At 44.7% G+C, this 18,990-nt stretch carries 23 protein-coding genes; 14 read left to right on the plus strand and 9 right to left on the minus strand.

All coding sequences use genetic code 11. From position 1 onward, the window contains the following. Nucleotides 1-6 precede the first annotated feature (6 nt). The 6 genes from F6K46_RS14920 to sodC all read left to right on the plus strand — a co-directional run bounded on the left by F6K46_RS14920 (nt 7) and on the right by sodC (nt 5,027). Nucleotides 7-369, plus strand: coding sequence for a hypothetical protein (locus tag F6K46_RS14920; RefSeq protein ID WP_293053666.1), 363 nt, complete (start codon nt 7-9; stop codon nt 367-369). Further along, nucleotides 366-1,925 carry a hypothetical protein gene (locus tag F6K46_RS14925; protein ID WP_293053665.1) on the plus strand — a complete coding sequence of 520 codons (1,560 nt, stop codon included), beginning with the start codon at nt 366-368 and terminating at the stop codon, nt 1,923-1,925. The genes F6K46_RS14920 and F6K46_RS14925 overlap by 4 nt, the downstream gene beginning before the upstream one ends. 300 nt (nt 1,926-2,225) lie before the next feature. Continuing rightward, a complete protein-coding gene (locus tag F6K46_RS14930) occupies nt 2,226-2,777 on the plus strand; it encodes a hypothetical protein (RefSeq protein WP_293053664.1) in 552 nt (183 codons plus the stop codon). Between the two features lie 85 nt (nt 2,778-2,862). Beyond that, the gene (locus F6K46_RS14935; RefSeq protein ID WP_293053663.1) at nt 2,863-3,204 is read left to right on the plus strand and encodes a hypothetical protein; all 342 of its coding nucleotides are present in this window, start codon (nt 2,863-2,865) and stop codon (nt 3,202-3,204) included. 182 nt (nt 3,205-3,386) lie between these two features. Next, nucleotides 3,387-4,136, plus strand: coding sequence for a class I SAM-dependent methyltransferase (locus tag F6K46_RS14940; RefSeq protein WP_293053662.1), 750 nt, complete (start codon nt 3,387-3,389; stop codon nt 4,134-4,136). A 360-nt stretch (nt 4,137-4,496) separates the two neighbouring features. Next, nucleotides 4,497-5,027 (plus strand): superoxide dismutase [Cu-Zn] SodC, encoded by a 531-nt coding sequence (gene sodC / locus F6K46_RS14945; protein ID WP_293053659.1) that lies wholly within the window; start codon nt 4,497-4,499, stop codon nt 5,025-5,027. 297 nt (nt 5,028-5,324) lie between these two features. Here the strand turns inward: sodC and F6K46_RS14950 are convergent, their stop codons facing one another. From F6K46_RS14950 to F6K46_RS14960, 3 genes are all read right to left on the minus strand, one after another. Continuing rightward, on the minus strand, nt 5,325-5,789 hold the full coding sequence (locus tag F6K46_RS14950) for an NUDIX domain-containing protein (protein WP_293053657.1): 465 nt from the start codon (nt 5,787-5,789) through the stop codon (nt 5,325-5,327). 33 nt (nt 5,790-5,822) lie between these two features. Beyond that, nucleotides 5,823-5,948: a hypothetical protein gene (locus F6K46_RS14955; protein ID WP_293053655.1), complete on the minus strand. Its 126-nt coding sequence runs from the start codon at nt 5,946-5,948 to the stop codon at nt 5,823-5,825. Nucleotides 5,949-6,377: 429 nt separating this feature from the next. Beyond that, nucleotides 6,378-7,076 carry a uracil-DNA glycosylase gene (locus tag F6K46_RS14960; RefSeq protein ID WP_293053651.1) on the minus strand — a complete coding sequence of 233 codons (699 nt, stop codon included), beginning with the start codon at nt 7,074-7,076 and terminating at the stop codon, nt 6,378-6,380. A 164-nt stretch (nt 7,077-7,240) separates the two neighbouring features. Here F6K46_RS14960 and F6K46_RS14965 point away from each other — a divergent pair, with 164 nt between their 5' ends. Both F6K46_RS14965 and F6K46_RS14970 read left to right on the plus strand, forming a co-directional pair. Beyond that, nucleotides 7,241-7,963, plus strand: coding sequence for a phosphoribosyltransferase family protein (locus tag F6K46_RS14965; protein ID WP_293053649.1), 723 nt, complete (start codon nt 7,241-7,243; stop codon nt 7,961-7,963). Nucleotides 7,964-7,979: 16 nt separating this feature from the next. Then, nucleotides 7,980-8,279, plus strand: a complete 300-nt coding sequence (locus F6K46_RS14970; protein ID WP_293053647.1) for a hypothetical protein — start codon at nt 7,980-7,982, stop codon at nt 8,277-8,279. Here the strand turns inward: F6K46_RS14970 and F6K46_RS14975 are convergent. Further along, nucleotides 8,233-8,829 carry an RNA 2'-phosphotransferase gene (locus F6K46_RS14975; RefSeq protein ID WP_293053645.1) on the minus strand — a complete coding sequence of 199 codons (597 nt, stop codon included), beginning with the start codon at nt 8,827-8,829 and terminating at the stop codon, nt 8,233-8,235. The two genes, F6K46_RS14970 and F6K46_RS14975, sit on opposite strands and share 47 nt — an antisense overlap. Before the next feature lie 264 nt (nt 8,830-9,093). Between F6K46_RS14975 and F6K46_RS14980 the strand changes: the two genes are divergently transcribed. Further along, nucleotides 9,094-9,279, plus strand: a complete 186-nt coding sequence (locus tag F6K46_RS14980) for a hypothetical protein (protein ID WP_293117119.1) — start codon at nt 9,094-9,096, stop codon at nt 9,277-9,279. Here F6K46_RS14980 and F6K46_RS14985 read toward each other — a convergent pair. The 4 genes from F6K46_RS14985 to F6K46_RS15000 form a co-directional block, all read right to left on the minus strand. Continuing rightward, on the minus strand, nt 9,269-9,829 hold the full coding sequence (locus F6K46_RS14985; RefSeq protein ID WP_293053641.1) for a 3'-5' exonuclease: 561 nt from the start codon (nt 9,827-9,829) through the stop codon (nt 9,269-9,271). The two genes, F6K46_RS14980 and F6K46_RS14985, sit on opposite strands and share 11 nt — an antisense overlap. A gap of 472 nt (nt 9,830-10,301) precedes the next feature. Continuing rightward, the gene (locus F6K46_RS14990; protein ID WP_293053639.1) at nt 10,302-10,505 is read right to left on the minus strand and encodes a hypothetical protein; all 204 of its coding nucleotides are present in this window, start codon (nt 10,503-10,505) and stop codon (nt 10,302-10,304) included. Further along, entirely contained in the window at nt 10,495-11,979 is a 1,485-nt protein-coding gene (locus F6K46_RS14995; protein ID WP_293053637.1) for a sodium/pantothenate symporter, read from the minus strand. Before F6K46_RS14995 ends, F6K46_RS14990 begins: the two co-directional genes overlap by 11 nt. A gap of 178 nt (nt 11,980-12,157) precedes the next feature. After that, on the minus strand, nt 12,158-12,349 hold the full coding sequence (locus F6K46_RS15000) for a hypothetical protein (protein WP_293053635.1): 192 nt from the start codon (nt 12,347-12,349) through the stop codon (nt 12,158-12,160). 381 nt (nt 12,350-12,730) lie between these two features. Between F6K46_RS15000 and F6K46_RS15005 the strand changes: the two genes are divergently transcribed. The 4 genes from F6K46_RS15005 to F6K46_RS15020 all read left to right on the plus strand — a co-directional run bounded on the left by F6K46_RS15005 (nt 12,731) and on the right by F6K46_RS15020 (nt 15,653). Next, a complete protein-coding gene (locus F6K46_RS15005; protein ID WP_293053633.1) occupies nt 12,731-12,916 on the plus strand; it encodes a hypothetical protein in 186 nt (61 codons plus the stop codon). Then, nucleotides 12,882-14,234, plus strand: coding sequence for a DNA cytosine methyltransferase (locus tag F6K46_RS15010; protein WP_293053631.1), 1,353 nt, complete (start codon nt 12,882-12,884; stop codon nt 14,232-14,234). Before F6K46_RS15005 ends, F6K46_RS15010 begins: the two co-directional genes overlap by 35 nt. A gap of 196 nt (nt 14,235-14,430) precedes the next feature. Continuing rightward, the gene (locus F6K46_RS15015; protein ID WP_070392609.1) at nt 14,431-14,637 is read left to right on the plus strand and encodes a hypothetical protein; all 207 of its coding nucleotides are present in this window, start codon (nt 14,431-14,433) and stop codon (nt 14,635-14,637) included. 884 nt (nt 14,638-15,521) lie between these two features. Then, nucleotides 15,522-15,653, plus strand: a complete 132-nt coding sequence (locus F6K46_RS15020; RefSeq protein WP_293117122.1) for a hypothetical protein — start codon at nt 15,522-15,524, stop codon at nt 15,651-15,653. On the opposite strand, the gene F6K46_RS15025 is transcribed toward F6K46_RS15020, so the two are convergent. After that, nucleotides 15,602-18,634, minus strand: coding sequence for an S-layer family protein (locus tag F6K46_RS15025; RefSeq protein ID WP_293053846.1), 3,033 nt, complete (start codon nt 18,632-18,634; stop codon nt 15,602-15,604). The two genes, F6K46_RS15020 and F6K46_RS15025, sit on opposite strands and share 52 nt — an antisense overlap. Here F6K46_RS15025 and F6K46_RS15030 point away from each other — a divergent pair. Then, nucleotides 18,633-18,929: a hypothetical protein gene (locus tag F6K46_RS15030; protein WP_075898929.1), complete on the plus strand. Its 297-nt coding sequence runs from the start codon at nt 18,633-18,635 to the stop codon at nt 18,927-18,929. The genes F6K46_RS15025 and F6K46_RS15030 overlap by 2 nt on opposite strands. The last annotated feature ends 61 nt before the right edge of the window (nt 18,930-18,990 follow it).

An 18,990-nucleotide genomic window follows, 5' to 3' on the forward strand; every position in this document is an offset into this window, starting at 1 on the left:
TTTATCATGTCACTGACACCTGAAAATAGAATCGAAGCTTTTATTGATCTAATCAAACACCAACCATCTGTCTTTTTAGCTGAAAATAGGATGGATTTAGAACAACAAATAGACAAGTTTCCAGAAGATGTTGCATCCCTCTCAAATACCATCTCCGATTGGTGCAAAAAATACCCCGACATACGCAAGGCTTTGAGTAAAACCAGAAAAAGCTTATTTGGTTCAAGATTTGAAAACCACAGGGGTCAAACTGACTACATTCCCGCAGCTAACCCCAAAGAAGACTACAAAACAAACATAAAAAACCAGATGCGGGAAAGTTTCCCGGAAACCACTAAGGAGCAAAAACCACAAGACACTAACAAATGAACCAGACACCCACAGCTTGGAAAGCACAAAATCCTAGCCTCACCCTCTACGCCTTTCAGCTTCGCCAAGACATTACCAAAGGCAACCAACAGGTGATGGACAATGCTAACCAACTGTGGGAACAATGTGTTGCCCTTGGCCAACAGCGCAACATCCAACTCCTCAAATCCCTCAAAAAACAACTCCGCAGCTACACTTACGATCCCAAAGATTCTCAGTACCACTACAATCCTAGTAATGAAGACCAAGAAGCAACAGCAGAGGAGAAACCCTATCTAGATGATTGGCTGGAATTGGTGAGGAAAGACCGCCAATCAGATCAAGCCCGTCAGCTGCGTTTTCACACTGACTCAGATCAAAATGGTTTGCGCCTGATGGGAGAAATTTATCCCCTGCGCATTCACGATACCTATGCCCTTGACTTGACCCTACGTTACCGTGAAACTGTAGAGTTAGCCCAGCTAAGTCAGCTCAATCCCACTGACCAAATCCAAGCCTCCATCGGACAGACCCTACTGCTATTTGCTAAACCAGTTAATGTCGAAGAATCCGCCTATGAAGACTTTGCTAATCACTGTGTTGCAGCCTTAGTCAAGGAAACAGCAGACTATCCCCAACTCTCAGCAACGGGTCAACTCTTCGGTAGTCCTATTTTTGAATACGATAACGACAAACAGAAGCCCAGGGAACGCTGTCACATTTTGGTGTGGTTAAACTCTCATCCTGAAACCTTGAGCAAAAGCGTCGATGCTTACCACTCCCTGCTCAATTTGCTCGGTTGTCGCAGTAAAATACATTACGCTTATTCTCAATCTCGCTACTGTCATGATCAAGCCTTGGAACTCTATAGGGAATTAGAGCAAAAGGTAGAGCAATTAGTCCAACCCCCTGAAGAAACCCTAGAGGAACTCAACCAGTGGCTCAAGGAAATACCCCAACGGGCATTTCACTATGCTAAATACCTGCGGGACATGGAAGACCACAGCACTGCGATTACTACGAACATCGAGAACTATAGCTCCAGGTTAGAGAAAATTAAAGAACTGAGTTTGCCAAAGGATAACCTGGCATTTCTACAAACCTTCCTTGACCGCACCTGCAAGCAATTTCAAACTCAGATTCAAGTAGACCTCAACTACCTTAGACCTACTCAACATTTATTTGAGCAGATGACTGCCACGATTCGCGGCATGATCGAGGTTAAGCAAGCAGAAAGCGATCGCAATTTACAGGAAACCTTACAAGCTAACGAAGCGGCTGCCCAAAAACGGGAACAAAAATTAGAACTAGTGATTACCACAGTTGGTACAGGCTTAGCGGTCAGCGGTATTTCGTCCCAAGTTGCCTCTGATGCTATCGAGAAAATTTTACCAGCTTGCCAACAAGCTAAAGACGCTAAAGACCCTAATCTTCCCAGTTATTTGGGCTGCAGTTCCCTAGATATAGTATTTCATCTCCTAGTAGGAGTTATCTTAGCAACTCCTGTAGGCATTATTCTTTGGTGGTGGCGAAGAAAGCCGAAGGGAAGTGGAATTTCCAAGCCTCCCAGGGGTTGAAAACAGGGCGTTATATCATTTCCGGTTGAATACTTATATAGCAATTCTACGACTTGTGAGGTACATTTTAGGGTTTTTAGGGAGCAGGGAGCAGGGAGCAGGGAGCAGGGAGCAGGGAAGAGGGAAGAGGGAAGAGGGAAGAGGGAAAAAATAATGTGTACCTCATGAGTCCTAGAAACGCTATACTAGGCGCGAAAGCAAGGCAGAGGGCAGAAGGCAGAAGGCAGAAGTAAAGGAGTAAGGTTCCAAGGGTAATGGTTTTTTATAACTAAACATGATGTTACTGAGCCAAAGCATGCTATGGCCGAGCTTCACCCTCCCCAAAGTCCCGACTCCCGACTCCCGACTCCCGACTCCCGACTCCCGATTCCCGATTCCCGACTCCCTTTCAGTTTCCTAAGCAAGACCTTATCAAATTCTCAGTTAAGGGTCACTGCCTCCTCAGTTAAGACCTGCATTCTAGTAATTACAGGAAAGCAGTTAAGCGAATCAACCCCAGGAGAAACAAACATGAAAGGTATCGTACTTGGCAGTTTAGGCACGTTATTGATTGCTACCGCTACTACTCCCGTCTTAGCATCAGAAATCGCTGCCAACTCTACTACCAGCCGTAACAATATTGTCGAAGTTAAACCGTTTAACCTGGTCTATCTCGGTTATCAAGGCTACTTTGCTGAGCAAGGTATTCCCAGTAATGCTGGTTTCATCACCGCTGTAAAAACCAAGAGAATTACCGCCAAAGACCTAGTAGCCAGTGCTATTAAAAGAGGAAGATTATCCCCAGAAACCATCAATGATTATACCTATCTGGCTCATGTGAATAGTCAACTATCTAACCTGGATCGGGATTAATACTTACATAAGTTAAGAGCTACATTCTAGTAATTAAAAAAAAGCCGTTAACCAATTAAGCAAATAAATCTTAGGAGAAACAAACATGAAAGGTATTGTACTTGGCAGTTTAGGCACGTTATTGATTGCTACCGCTACCACTCCCGTCTTAGCATCAGAAATCGCTGCCAATTCTACCACCAGCCGTAACAATATTGTCGAAGTTCAACCGTTTAACCTGGTCTATCTCGGTTATCAAGGCTACTTTGCTGACCAAGGTATTCCCAGTAATGCTGGTTTCATCAGCGCTGTAAAAACCAAGAGAATTACCGCCAAAGACCTAGTAGCAAGTGCTATTGAAAGAGGAAGATTATCCCCAGAAACCATCAATGATTATAGCTATATAGCTTATGTGAACACTGAACTATCCAACCTGGATCGGGATTAATACTTAGGTAAGCATTCAGCGGTCAGCGGTCAGCCCTCAGCAGTCAGCCGTCAGCCGTCAGCTAAAAGCGCATAAGCTGATAGCTGACGAAATCTCAAATCCTGGCTGGGGTTTGGATTTCACTATGTGTTTTTTAAGAAGTTATCATAAGTGGTTTTACCAAAGTACAAAAAAGGTGTTTTATGAAAACAGAACAGTCACCTAATATCTTTGAGAGTCAGTGGCAACTCTATCAAAAAATACTGACTAACAATTACATGCAACACCGTGAAATTTACGGGATCTTGCACGCATTTCTAGTCAGCTACTTTCCAACCCCCTTCTCTATACTTGACCTCGGCTGCGGTGATGCTAGCTTCACGGCCCAGGCTTTAGCCAATACCAGGATTGCTTCCTACAAAGGCATTGACCTGTCTGAGCCAGCACTAGAAATTGCTCGTGATAACATCAATTCTATCCCCTGTGAACAGACATTGATCCAGGGCGACTTCTTTGAAGTAGTTTCTGAGTTGGCACAAAACCAGCAGGATAGCTTCGACGGGATTTTCAGTTCTTTTGCGTTCCATCACCTCAGTTTTGAGCAAAAAGATAGTATTATGGCTAAGCTGAGCCATCTCCTAAAACCTGATGGTGTTTTTATTCTGATCGATATGGTTTCCACAGATGGAGAAACCCGAGACACCTATCTAAGACGTTACCTAGAGGGTGTTTACCAAGACTGGGCTCAACTGACTCCGGAAGAAGTTTCCATGGTCGAGGGTCATATATTGTCTAGTGATTTTCCCGAAACCCAAACAACCCTGCAATCCCTTGCCCACAAACATGATTTTAATCGGGTTGAGTGTCTGTATCGGGATCCCCTCAACACTAGCCAAGTGTTGTGCTTTTACAAAAGTAGCGCTAAAAGCCCACTCCAGCTAGGGGCTGTGTGACAGTTTACCTAAGCTTTGAATGAATAGGAGTAGAGTGGGCATCCTGCCCGCTCGGAAATATATTGAAACTGGCAAGATGCCAGTGTCTTGATGCAATAGCGAGTGGGGGAAACCACGGCAGTCGCTCATGGGGGGAACCCCCAAGACCGCGCTGCCTCCCCAAGACCGCGCTGCATCGCTTCCACGCAAGATGCCCATTCCACCTCACTCTTGAAATCGTGGCATTATTCAGCAACGCCAGAAAACTAAGCTCAAGCTCATAAATCCTCAGAAATCAGGTAGGGTAGGGAATAGGGAAACGGAAATCCCAAAGGATCTCAAATCCTTGGAGACCTATCTGTAAGTGGGGTGTCGTTGAGTATGAAAATTATCAGCCTATTAGCTGCGATCGCAATATTTCTAATCTCGGCTTGTTCAAATCAATCTGCGTCAACACCACTAAAGGTGACCATGCATTTGACTGATACCAAAGGCATTGGTGAAGAGATTGGCATTGTCGAAGCAACCCAAACCGAGAAGGGTCTGCAGCTAACCTCGAATCTGTTTGGATTAACTCCTGGAGAACATGGCTTCCATGTCCATACAAACCCCAACTGTGATACAGCCCAGAAGGAGGGTAAAGTAGTTCCTGGCTTAGCTGCTGGTGGTCATTATGATCCAGAAAATACCGGCAAACATGAAGGACCATTCGGTAATGGTCATTTAGGTGATTTACCACGGCTAGTGGTTAATCAACAGGGTGTTGCTAACACTCCAGTAGTAGCCCCACGGTTAAAGCTTGCTAACCTTAAGGGTCACTCTCTGATCATTCACGCCCAAGGTGACAATTATTCAGATACTCCCAAACCCTTGGGAGGGGGTGGTGCTCGAGCGGCTTGCGGTGTGATTTAGCCACAGTCTTGTGCTTTTTAGTGAACGGATATAAATCATGGAGGATTTTATCCCTGTTCTGTCAAACTGGGGTCAAACCTTGATTTTTCTTAGGCTGAAATGACGCAAATTCGTTCGATTGTCCCAAAATGACAGAAGAGGATTATAGCGTTTATCGTACTTATGAGGTACAGTTTCATTTGAGGCTGCATCGCTTAAAACCATGAATGAATATTGCCTTTTGCCTTTTGCCTCTTGCCTTCAAGGGATAAGCAATGTCGCTCATAGCTATGATAATTGCTATATATTCCCCATTTCTTATTCAATCCCTAAAGACTTTTGGATCAGCTTACTATTGGTTTTAATCAGTTCTTGTTGTTCTGGCCAGAATAATGTTGGTAATTCATCTATTGGAAACCACCGCAGCTGGTAACTGAGATGTGGATCAGTAGGAGTACCGTCAATTTGGTCAGTAATGAACAAAAAATAGTAAGTCTTTTTCCAACACTGTTTGGCAAAGTCTAATCGTTCCTTAACTCCCAGTTCAGCAATAAATTTCAGGTCATTTAAGCCCGCTTCTTCCGCAATTTCTCGCTCTGCTGCCTCTAAAAAGCTTTCTCCTGGTTCTACATGACCTTTGGGTAAAACGTATTCCAGTCTATTGCCTTCTTGAACTAGAGCAATGTATATCTGCTGCTCCCAACGGCGGGCAACAATACCACCAGCGGAGGTAGCGTCAGGAACTCCAGGTGGTCGTTGGTACCAAGTTTCATCAATAATCATTTTATATAGCGTTTTTCCTACTTATGAGGTACTTTAGTCCTGGGTTTTAGGGAGTAGGGAGTAGGGAGTAGGGAGTAGGGGGAATAAAATTGACTCTACGTCATTACTATTAAAAATAGTATAATGAGGTTGTATCCTATCCGGTTGACTACTTATCATTCTTGGTTGTTCGTGAAGTTAAAATGGGAATGAAAATTGTTAATTTACCATTGAAAGTTGTCAATTAACAATTAGCACTTAACATAAGCATTCAGCTCTCAGCTCTCAGCTCTCAGCTCATGCGCTACGCGCACGCTACTTGAGGTGCTTTTGAATAAAACAAGTAAGCATTGGTTTAATTTATGTTACGTGAGCACCTCAAGTAGCGTGAACATTGGCCAAAGGCCACGCTTGGCCTGTGGCCACACTGCGCGAACGCGAATGGCTGACGGCTGACGGCTGACGGCTGTTGGCGTAGCCTGCGCGTAGCGCATATGCTTACCACTTAACAATTAACAATTAACACTCAACTAATCTCTACTCCCTACTCCCTACTCCCTACTCCCTGTTCCCTATTCCCTATTCCCTATTCCCTAATATCCATCGCATCTAAGATCGAATCTCGTCTAACTTAGCACGCACTTTCTGGATATCTTGCCACATCAGCCACTTTGGACTACCTGGATCTCGTTTCGGATTCCGCAGTAGGTAAGCAGGATGGAGAATTGGCATACACCACTTATGCCCTTCCCATTCCATCCAGGTGCCGCGAATCTTAGTAATGCCCTGCTTGTTACCAGTTAAGCCTTTTACCGCTGTGGCACCAGTAAACAGAATAATTTGGGGGTCTACTAGGCGAATTTGTTCCAACAAGTAAGGTTTGCACGCTTCAATTTCATCAGGAGTAGGGGTGCGGTTACCAGGAGGTCGGCACTTGACCATATTACAAATATAGACATCTTGTTCACTATCGATGTTCACAGATGCCAAAATTTTCTCCAACAGTTTCCCTGCTCTGCCTACAAAGGGCTTACCAGTCTCATCTTCTTGTTTACCCGGTCCTTCTCCAATAATCATAATTAGGGCTTTAGGGTTGCCACGTCCAATAACAGCCTGAGTGCGGGTAGCTCCTAATTCGCAGCGTTGGCAAGATTGACAGTGTTCTGTCAAGGATTCCATGGTGTCGTAAGTGCCAGCAGGAATAGGGATTTTGGCATCAGTGGGGATTAGCTCCCTTTGGACATTATTGGGTTGTGATGGGGTTAACTCTGACTCGTCAAAAAGACTAAGTTGTTCTCCGTTGGACATGAGGACTCACAGAAATTTTTGCAGGCATAAGGCACCTTACTACTAATAGTAGATTCAGGAGATTGTGAGCAACTAATTATTACAATTATTTCTTCTGATACAGTAATCTTGACAAAAATCCGTAATTATAATATATATCAGGCAACTTCATGCCGGAGGAAGCCATGTACACTGCCCCGCTGTTTAGCGATCGCGCTGATGCCGGTGAGCAGCTCGCTCAAGCACTTATCCCCTTGGTGAGCAGGCTGCACGCTACAGGTATTGATGCAACGCCTATTGTATACGCACTCCCTCGGGGGGGTATCCCAGTAGCAGCACCAGTAGCTCGGGCACTGGATTGTCCGCTAGATATTGTGGTGGCAAAAAAAATTACCACGGCTCGCAACCCAGAATTAGCAATCGGTGCAGTGACTTCCTCCGGAGTTGTACTTTGGTCTGGGCAAAGGCGATGGCGAAACAAAAATGCTCAATGGCGGGAAATAGTATTAGCTCAAGCTCAAGAAAAAGCCCAAGCTCAGCTAGCTCAACTGCAACCGGGTTGCCCGAAAACCAATCCTACTGGTTCCCTAGCCTTGCTGGTTGATGATGGCATTGCCACTGGCATGACCATAGCAGCAGCAACGGAAGCAGTAAAAGCCCACAATCCAGCACAGGTCTGGATTTGCACACCAGTTGCACCAGGAGGATTAATAGGCTGGTTATCAAAGTGGTGCGATCGCATGGTTATCTTACAAACACCAGAACCCTTTCTGAGTGTTAGCCGCTTCTACCTCAACTTTCCTCAAGTTAAAACCAAAGAAGCTCTAAGCTATTTACAGGAGCATAACTATCAGGATAAATATATTAAAATATCAGAGACCTCAGTCAAAGGTAGCTTGGATCATTAACTAGCTGTTTTAATCTATGAGACTTTGGCAGTTTTGGTGGCGAACATTAGTGCTTTCAACCCAGTACAATCCACCAGAGTTCGTTGAATTAATGATGACCTCATTGGCAATGGCTTTACTAGCCACCTGGGGATATTATACCGATGACTGGCCCTATCTGGTACTCAGTTCTAGCTTTGCCATGGGAGCAGCCGTATCCATGTGGGTAAGGGGTACAACCATGCCTTCCGCTAATTCCCGTATGGTGCAGGTAATAGCTATCCTGTTGATCATCTACAGCTTTTATGCTTTTTCTCACCTTGTCGATTACATCTAGACTGAAATGTAAACTGTAAATACTCTGGTGATACCGAATCCACTAACCAAATGCCATTATCAGAACAATAGAAGCTGTGACCGGCTTTGTGCATAGCTGCAGCATCAATAGCAAAAACTACAGGGCGACCATGCCTTGCTCCCACTTTTTTTGCAGTTGCCATATCCGTCGATAGATGAACATGGTGTCGCGACATTTTACACAAACCTTCGCGCAGAATTGATTCAACTGCGCGGTGACCTGTGCCATGATAAAGCACATCTGGTGGAACCAAAAGTTCTAGCTGTAAATCAACTTTAACCGTATGACCTTGATTGGCACGAATTCGGGTACCTGTGGAGTCGAAAGAAAAGCGCTTTTTGTCATTTTTGGCAACTACTTCATTTAAATCAGCACGGCTGATCCGAAAAGAATGCTTTTTAGAGGCCGCCAGTAGTTCCTCAACACCAACCCAGCCACCAGGAGCGAGTGTGATCCCAATTCCCTCAGGCTGGTGCCGAAGATGCTTACTCAAATATTTACTAATTTTGACTAACCGAGACGGATTCATATTGATATAGTAGTTTGCTATTTTTTAAGTACATATTTAGGTTTTTTTAGGGAACAGGGAACAGGGAATAGGGAACAGGGAACAGCGATGCAGCGCGGTCTTGGGGGTTTCCCCCATGAGCGACTGCATCAAGACGGGAACAGGGAATAGAGCAGTTTGTATGCAAACTAAGTTATTTATTATTGCAAATTAATAAGTCGATTTTATTTTTTTAACTTCATTTTCATAATTAAATTATCTGCAAATCGCTATTATTTTATAATAGTGGTGATAAACATTATTAAAGACCGCGCTGCATCGCTTTTCGTCAATTATTATTCCCTGTTCCCGATTCCCGATTCCCGATTCCCGATTCCCGATTCCCTGTTCCCGATTCCCGATTCCCGATTCCCGATTCCCGATTCCCGATTCCCGACTTCTGGAACAAGTCTAGTCGAGATCATCCTGTAGTTCTTAATTGGGAAAGTAACCTTGAGAATATCCGAGCAATATTCCAAGCATCATCTCCTCCCCGGTGGTGAGTACCTTCCAGCGGTAGATTGAGTAAATCCAAAGCTTGTGCCATACCAACTTCATGGGGCAAAGCATAACTAATGGCAAACAAGGTCTTGATGTTGATATGTCTGGGACCGAAGGGATATCTCAAAAAACGAGATGTACACTGTTTCTGAAATTGATTTCGATCATAATCCCCATAGCTTGCCCACACTCGCCGAGCAGATAAATACTTATCCTGTAGAATTGAACACGCTTCAACAAACGAAATTCCCTGGTCAACTTGCTCCTGGGTTAATGTAGTTAGTTTGGTACAAAATTCACTGACCCTTGAGCGTTCTGGTTTTACCAAAATACTATCTTTTTCCAGGGGCTTCCCAGAAACAACATCCAATACACAAATCCCAATTTCAATGATTTCATTTTCTTGTCCTGGGGGTGGCTTCCCTTGCCAACAGGTTGCTTCAACATCCACAACAAGAATTTGGTCGAGTTTTTTGGACATATTAGCCTCCGGCTAGTTGATGTTGGTCAGAATGTAGAATTAAGAATTGAGAATTGAGAATTAAGAATTAAGAATTAAGAATGTAGAATTAAGAATGTATAATGTATAGCGTTTATAGGATTTATTAGGTACGCTTATCAAGCTCAAAGTCCCCCTTGATAAGGGGGATTTAGGGGGATCCATTTGTACCTGATGGCATAGCGATGCAGCGCGGTCTTGGGGAGGCAGCGCGGTCTTGGGGGTCTCCCCCATGAGCGACTGCCGTGGTTTCCCCCATGAGCGACTGCATCAAGACAGATAATTGCTATAGAAGACAGAATGTAGAATGTAGAATGTAAAATTTCAAATTCTAAATTCTAAATTCTAAATTCTAAATTCTCAAATACTGTGTTTGTATTACATTATAATACAAATTGCCAAGCATGTCTACTCAAGACTCTCCAACTCAAGACTCAGTACGTAAGCATATGCGCTACGCGCACGCTACTTGAGGTGCCGTCAGCCGTTGGCCAATGACTGATAGCTGATAGCTGATAGCTGATAGCTGATAGCTGATAGCTGATAGCTGATAGCTGATAGCTGATAGCTGATAGCTGATAGCTGATAGCTGATAGCTGATAGCTGATAGCTGATAGCTGACCACTGACCACTGACCACTGACGCACTCAAGACTCACTACTATTAACCAGTCTCTGGATCGGCTTGATTGATCCGACAATAATAATTAATGCGGAAAGGGCAACAATAGGCACAACTGGCAGAAAACCGAAGGTAAGACTTTTGGGAATAATCCCTAACTGAAAGCCAATCACTGCGGCTTCACCCACAAGAATCGATACAATACAGGTTAGAGGATGAATAGTTTTGCTATACAATACTGCAATTACCGTGGGAAACAGTACTGCTAATCCGGTAAAGGCTTGGGTTGCGATCGCAGTAATGGTATCTGGGGGATTTTTGGCGATAATTAAACCAATAATTGCCAATAAAACAATCAGTAGTCTACCAACAAAGGTTTGTTCTTTTAGGGAAGCGGTTTTACGGAAATAAGCAAAATAAATATCTCTGGTTAGCATGGAACTGAGAGCCAAAAGCTGGGAGTCTAAGGTTGACATCAAAGCAGCTAATGCTCCGACCATCACTAAAGAGGCTAGCCAGATTGGTGTATGTTCTGCTAGCATCATCGGAAACACTTGATCAGATGCTTTTGCTGTCAGGTCAGAAAAGGAAATATGTCCCCACATTCCGATTAGTACCGGACAAATAAACATGATAGCGCTTACTAGGGGATAAATCACTACCGAAACTTTTAGGGAATTGCTATTTTTTGAGGTATAAAATCTCATGAACATCTGGGGAAACATAGGAACACTAAGCATCCAGAGAATCATGAAGCTAAACCACTTACGATAGGTAAAAAAATTATCTATACCCTGTCGAGAAAACAATTCAGGTTTAAGGGTGTAGACAGTACGGTTAGCTTCAGCAATCCCTCCCAGACTAGAAGCAATTGCTGCCACTGCTGCTAACATTAAGGTAAACATTAAAACCCCTTGGATAACATCGGTTAGGGCAACGCTTCTCATCCCCCCCATGAACACATACAGCACGATCACAATTGTTAAAAAGGTAGCCCCTGTAAAATAAGGAATTTGTCCATTGGTTAAGGTTTCAATAATATAGCCAGCTCCAATCGGTTGTAGGGTTAAGTAGGGAATGGTGAAAATTACCATAACCCCCAGAAAAATTAATTTGAGGGTATTGCTAATCCCAGGGGATACACCTGTGCTACGGAAACGAGCTTCCATCAATTCAGAAGGGGTAATTAAGCCGTGTTCTTTACCTAAAAGCCAGACTCGATAACCGATAAAATAAAAGGTTAGTGCGATTAAGCCAGTTCCAAACCCCATCATTCCGTAATAACTCAGACCAATGCGATACCCTGAGCCTGAAAATCCCAGAAAAGCAAAGGCGCTGAAATTAGTAGCAATTAGGGTAAAAAATAGGAGAATTGCTCCCATGTTACGGTCAGCTAAAAAATAATCATCAGGGGTGTTTTGTTGTTGGCGATAACCAACTAGTCCTACCACCAGGGTTACTAATAAATACCCAGCGATCACAACATAGGGAATAATCGAGTCTAGTGCCATAGTTTTAACGGTCTTCCTTAGACGAAGTGTAAGCTATCAGCTATCAGCTATCAGCTATCAGCTATCACACCAATTAAAGTAGGGTGGGCAAAGTAATATAATCTAGAATACTCACGCATAAGCAAACTGTTTTTGCCCACCCTACAAGCTGCTATCAGCTATCAGCTTATGGGTTAAGTCACAGGCTAGAAGCCTGTTCCAGACTACTTGAGGTGCCATTGCCCAAAGGCTGACGGCTGACAGCTGACGGCACCTCAAGTAGCGTGCGCGTAGCGCATATGCTTACGACGAAGTTTCCCAGAAATTTAGCACAAATAGTAACAACGCGACTGCGAGGATAATTTGTAAGGCAATAAAATAGAATACCCAAGGGGGAAGATGAAGGAAGGAGAAGGAAATGTCTTGCTGCCAAGACCAGAAATCTTGGGATAGCAGGAAAATTACCGTAAAGCAGAAAAACCAGAAAAATGAGGATTTTAAAATTGGCATCAGCACTTTAGGAAAGGGAGTAGGGAGTAGGGAGTAGGGAGTAGGGAGTAGGGAGTAGGGAGTCGGGAGTCGGGAGTCGGGAATATGGCATCAAAATTATCACAATTCCTAAACGGATTGCTATTACTAGTCGCAACTTTAGTGAGAGCTAGATTAATCTGAATGGTAAAAGAAAGCACTAACTAAGGTATGCTAAAAAATACTGTTTCCTACTGATCAACCATTATAGGTAAGCTAGGGTCCATTTAATTTTCCTATTTTCGTGAGCAAGGCTACGTCACAAGCTTTTTCATTACCGATTCCCGATTCCCGATTCCCGATTCCCGATTCCCTGTTCCCTGTTCCCTGTTCCCTGTTCCCTGTTCCCTGTTCCGAAGCGTGCAGCGCAATAAAATTAGATTACCATAAACGGCATGGCAAATTTCTCTCATCGACCGTTAGCCGTTGATTTATTTGCTGGTGCTGGTGGTTTCTCCCTAGGGATTGAGCAGGCGGGGTTTGATGTTGCCGTTGCCGTTGAACAAGACCCAATTCATGGGGCAGTGTATGCCTTCAATTCCCCCCAAACCAAGGTTTTATGTACCGACGTTGCTACCCTGTCTGGTCAGGAAATTCAGAAAGCCCTGAGGGAGTGGGCAAGTCAAAGGGGGCAAAACCAAGACTGTAGAGAGGTTTCATCGCAGGTTTCTACCATTGATCTAGTGATTGATCTAGTCATTGGTGGACCCCCTTGTCAGGGATTCTCCTTGATCGGTAAGCGTCAAGTAGATGATGCACGCAATAATTTAGTGTTTGAGTTCTGCCGTTTGGTCAAAGAACTCCAACCACGCTATTTTGTGATGGAGAATGTTCCAGGCTTAGCTCAGAACAAATACCAAGACCTGTTTGAGCAGCTCATCAGTGAGTTTAAAGCAGCTGGCTACAGGATAACTGAGCCAGTCAAGGTATTGAATGCAGCAGATTTTGGCGTGCCTCAAAAACGGCGGCGGTTGTTTTTACTGGGTTCTAGGCTTGGGGAAACACCAGTGGTTTATCCTGACTCAGAACTAGGCTCTCACCAATGGGTAACTGTTAAGGATGCGATCGCAGACTTGCCTAACTTAGATGATTTTCCTGAACTCCAGAAAAGCGATTGTGTTGAACTAAAACCAAAACAGCTAGACCTGCTGCAAGCGTTAGCCATGCCCTATGTAGAAAAGTTACGGGATGTAATCACCGATCCTGGTAACTTTGCCTATCCCCGCCAGTGGAATCCTAAACTATTAACCAGTTCCCTGCAAACCCAGCACACGGAAGCGTCGATTGAGCGGTTTAGAAACACACCCATGGGCGAGGTAGAAACTACCAGTCGCTTACGACGCTTACACTGGGATAAACCATGCCATACCCTCAGAGCAGGTACTGGTTATAAAAACGGTCGCTACACCTCTCCTCGCCCCATTCATCCTGATTACCCACGGGTGATATCGGTGCGAGAGGCCGCTAGACTGCACTCATTTCCAGATTGGTTTCGCTTCCACCACACCAAATGGCATGGATTTCGACAGGTCGGTAATGCTGTACCACCACGATTAGGACGGGTTTTGGGTAAACAAATTATGACAGCCTTGGCCCAGGAACCATCAGTGCCAACCACAATTATAAAGCTCTCAGATACCAAACTGTTAACCTTTAAACAGTTTCAGGCATCCAAATATTGGACTATATTAGTATTTATTCCTTTTCTAATTTGCTGCTTCCTTCCTCCTGTCGTTCTCTTGTCCTAGAATCAACATGCTGTATATCACGACCGTCAACGCTGATCGGCTACTAGTTTGCCATCGTTGTAACTCAGATCACAGCTTAACCGCGATCCCATCACAACACATCGTGAGCTCGAATCACTACTAGCTAGGACTCTCTCTCACAGAAGATCTCTTCAAAATTGCCGATAGTTAAAATTACAGAGATTATGTGGAGCCCATGAAACCTTCTCAAGTGATCTTCCCCAAATTCCCGGTTAAGCAAATAGCTCAGCGTATTATTCATATGCGCCAAATTACCCGCATTGACCAACAGCTCTTTATGTCAGCTTTACGAGGCAAGGCATCACTTTCACTAGAAGAGCAAACCCTAGTCCAAGAGATTCATGACCGTTTGAACCGTGGATTGATTCGAGTAGTGGAATAAACTATATCACTTCTGGTCATGATGGTCAAACCAATCAAATCTAGGGGCGCTTCCCTTGCGCCCGAATCCTGTGCGCTCTTTAACCTGTGGTTGGCAGCAAGTGATATAGCGCTACGCTTAGGGTCAGAAGTTATAAGTCAGAAGTCAAAAGTAAGCTAGGACTAAGTTTCGGAGTTTAGGCAGAAACCAGCTATGCTGAAGTAAAGGAGTAAGGTTTAATCCCAGAAGGTTTTTGATCACTAATTATGGGGAGATGATATCAAACAACCCCCAACCTGGGATTAGATCATCTCGGCATAATTACTCTTAATAGAAATTTTGACCAGCACCTGAGCACCCCATCTTCTGCTACGCTATCACTAGCTAGATCTAAACGAGATCAGTTGCTAGTGGTGCTTCAGGGGAGCGCTCATTTTCCGCCTCTAGCCCTTGGTTATGTTGCTGCCCGTAACGCACCACTAGCTCAAACAGCTTACCTAGATCCAAAATAGATCAGTGTTCATCTCAGTTTTTGTTATTATTAGATTTTGTGAGTTGATAGTTGCATTGAACTCTGGCTGATCGTTTCTTGTCAGCCAGGTGCAACTTTTCTTGTTCCCAAGGCAGGTTACTGGCAAGATGCCAGTTCCACTGATTCCCAAGGCAGGTTACTGGCGAGATGCCAGTTCTACCTAGGGTTTGCTGAAAAAGTCTTTTGGTAAGGGATTGAGTCAGGAGTCAGGAGTCAGGAGTCAGGAGTTAGGAGAATTATATAGAAGGTAGTCCGAAGAATTCTCCCTTGATTTTTCTGCCCTTGTCTGCCCAAAATCCTAACTTTTTGAGCTTTTTGGACCGATTTGCTTGCACTTTTTTCGACCCAAAAAGGCGAAAACCTTTATCTGTCAATGCGCATGAGAGTTAATCAGCAAGCCCTACCTATTCCCGATTCCCGATTCCCGATTCCCGATTCCCGATTCCCGATTCCCTACTCCCTACTCCCTCCTCCCGAATGGCAATCAAGATTGGGCAATATCTGATCAACAGGAGTACCCCGAAAAGGATGAGCCGTCAGAATAATCGTGCCATCCTTTGCTATTACCCAGCCTTGGGCTTCGATAATCACTTTTTTTTCTTGGGGAGGTTGAGGCTGTGTTACTGAACGCGATTCGTGGCCAAAGGCCAATGGTGGCTGCTGTAATGGTTTTCTGCTGCTGGCTAAGCCAGGACGAGTTCGCCACCCCACTGTTCTGTGGGCATTAATCACCGGATCTTCTGGAGTCGGTGGTAAACCTCCTTTACCGGTAATGAAAAAGGAACTGCCCCCAGCAATCCGATTGTTCTCAAAGCCACAAAGGTCATTGGCCAGGATGGCTTCTGCATCGACCAGGCTTGCTGGTAATTCGGTTAAGCCTGATGTGGGGTCTACGTCTGGGGTGTTAAGGATTACTTCACCGTTGAAGGATGAGCCAAGGTTGGAGGTGGAAGTGATGTCATTGTCTGGAGTGAGACGGTCTCGAAATTCTAAACCAAAGATGCCTTTTGCCTTAATGGTCACACTACCTCCTCGGCCTTGTTGAGCATTAGCGGTGATGTCGCTATTTCCGAGACCGAGTAAGGTGTCAGTATCAATAACTATATTGCCGCCAGTTGTTGTATTCCTAGCGTCAGTTAGAATCAAGCTTTCGTTGAGGAGTCGGATGTCACGAGCTTCTAGGATAATATTGCCTTTTTCTCCTGCTGTTTCTGCTGTGATCCTGCCACCGTTGTCAAGGAAGATGGAGTTGGCATTAATATCTACCGTGCCTGCTGAACTACCCTGTTCAAAGCTTCTAGCACTAACAACTGCTCCATCAGAGATTATTAACTCCCCAGTGGTAATACTCAACAACTCTCCGGCATTTCCTGTTGCTTGAGCTTGAGTAAACAAGCCGCTGGGAATTTGACCATCGGCTGAGGTACCAATCAGTTGAACAGTAGAGTCGGCATCTACAGTCAAATTGCCTCCATTCCCTTCACCGAAAGTGGTAGCGGAAACAACTGCTCCATCAGAGACGATTAACTCCCCAGTAGTAATACTCACATCTCCCGCATTTCCTGTTGCTCCCCGATTAGCTTGAGTAGACAAGCCACTGGAAATTTGACCATCGGCTGAGGTACCAATCAGTTGAACCTTTGAGTCCGCATCTACAGTCAAATTGCCCCCATTCCCTTCACCAAAAGTGCTAGCTGAAACTTCTCCTCCATCAGAGACGATTAACTCCCCAGTGGTAATACTCAAATTTCCGGCATTTCCTGTCCCTTCAGTGTCAGCAAACAAGGCGCTGATAAACTGAACATCGGCTGAGGTACCGATGACTTGAACCTTTGAGTCCGCATCCACTATCAAATTGCCCCCGTTCCCTTCACCATCTGTGCTAGCTGAAACAACTGCTCCATCAGAGACAATTAATTGCCCAGTGGTAATCTTCAACTCTCCGGCATTTCCTGTCCCTTCAGTGTTAGCAAACAAGCCGCTGGCAATCCGACCATCGGCTGAGGTACCTATCAGTTGAACCTTTGAGTCCGCATTCACTGTCAAATTTCCGGCATTTCCTTCACCATCTGTGCTAGCTGAAACAACTGCTCCATCAGAGACCATTAACTTCCCAGTAGTAATACTCAACTCTCCCGCATCTCCTGTTCCAACAGTTTCAGCAAACAAGCGGCTGGCAAACTGACCATCGGCTGATCTACCAATAAGTTGAACCGTAGAGTCGGCATCCACTGTCAAATTTCCCCCATCCCCTTCACCAACAGTGGCAGCTGAAACTTGTGCTCCACCAGAGACCATTAACTGCCCAGTGGTAATCCTCACATCTCCTGCTTTTCCTGTCCCTAGAGTTTGAGTAGTCAAGAAGCTGGGAAACCCACCCGAGGCTGAGGTACCAATCACTTGAACAGATTCAGAGGCATCCACAGTCAAATTTCCCCCGTCCCCAAGACCAAAAGTGATAGCTGAAACAACTGCTCCATCAGAAACCATTAACTCCCCAGTGGTAATACTTACATCTCCCCCCTGTCCTGAGCCAGTTACATCCGCAGTTATCCTAGAACCACCCTCAAGACTCAACTGAGAAGCCTCAACCACTATCCCACCACCACTTCCACTGCCGTTGGTACTCGCAAAAACAAAAGAGCGATCGCGTAAATTCACATTAGCCCCCTGCACCTGGATACTGCCACCACTTTCGCCACTGGTCTCAACTAATGCACCCTCGGACAAACTAATATCCTGAAACTCTTGAACTGTTGAATAATCCAACACAAAACTAGTATCTGTTGGCGTCAGCTTCACCACACCATTAGAACCAACACTCCCCAGCTCAATGCGTCCATCGGTTGCTGTTAACTGACCACCAGCAATAGTAATGTCACCACCAATCAGCCCTAAGGTTTCACCATTTGGTACCTGAAAAAGACTAGACTGATTAGTAATACTTCCTGGATTGGATCCATATTGCAACCCAGATGGAATATTAATGGTCAACAACGGTGTTTCATTGGGATTTTTAGCGCTGAAAACTGTGCCATCTTCAAACAAGACACTATCAGCAGTACTCCCAAAAAATGAGCCTCCCAGATCTAGTCTGCTATTGGGACCGAAGACGATACCGTTGGGATTTATCAGAAACAAGTTAGCATTTCCCAACACTCCCAGAGTTCCTAAAATATTGGAAACATTTGTTCCAGTTACCCGACTCAGGATGTTCTGAATTCCCGTTGGATTCGCAAAATAAACTCGCCCAAACTCCGCCACATTAAAATCTGAGAAGCTGTGGAACAGATTGCTCTCTCTAATCGCCCCACCTTCTATCAAATCCGCTAGGTTTCCATTAACATTTACATTGGGCGTTACCACAGAGCTTTCATTCCCCAAGGTATTATCTGGGGTAATTTGCCCTAATGCCGTAGTTGCAGCTAGTAGAGAACACAGAACACAAGGACTTGCTTGCAGAAGTCGGTAAACCAAAGCTTTCATGTTTATCAATCAAAATGCTCCCGATGCCTGGGATTATTCCATAAAATACCTGTTGATTCTGTTAAGTTTTATAGCGCTATGGGCAAGGCAAGAGGCAAGAGGCAAGAGGCAAGCAAGGCAAGAGGCAAGAGGCAAGAGGCAAGAGGCAAGAGGCAAGCAAGGCAAGAGGCAAAAGTGGAATGGGCATCATCGTGGAATGGGCATCTTGCCCGTTTCATTTTCCGGCGGGCTATCTCAACACTGGCGACCGAGAAGTGGTAACAACCAATGCATCAGCCATGGGTATAGGTGTTGACTATGGGAAATAATATTAAGTTATCTCCTGTAAAGGGGACCAAGAGCCAGCCTTCCAGCCT

The organism is Moorena sp. SIO3E8 (assembly GCF_010692445.1).
Classification (GTDB): domain Bacteria; phylum Cyanobacteriota; class Cyanobacteriia; order Cyanobacteriales; family Coleofasciculaceae; genus Moorena; species Moorena bouillonii.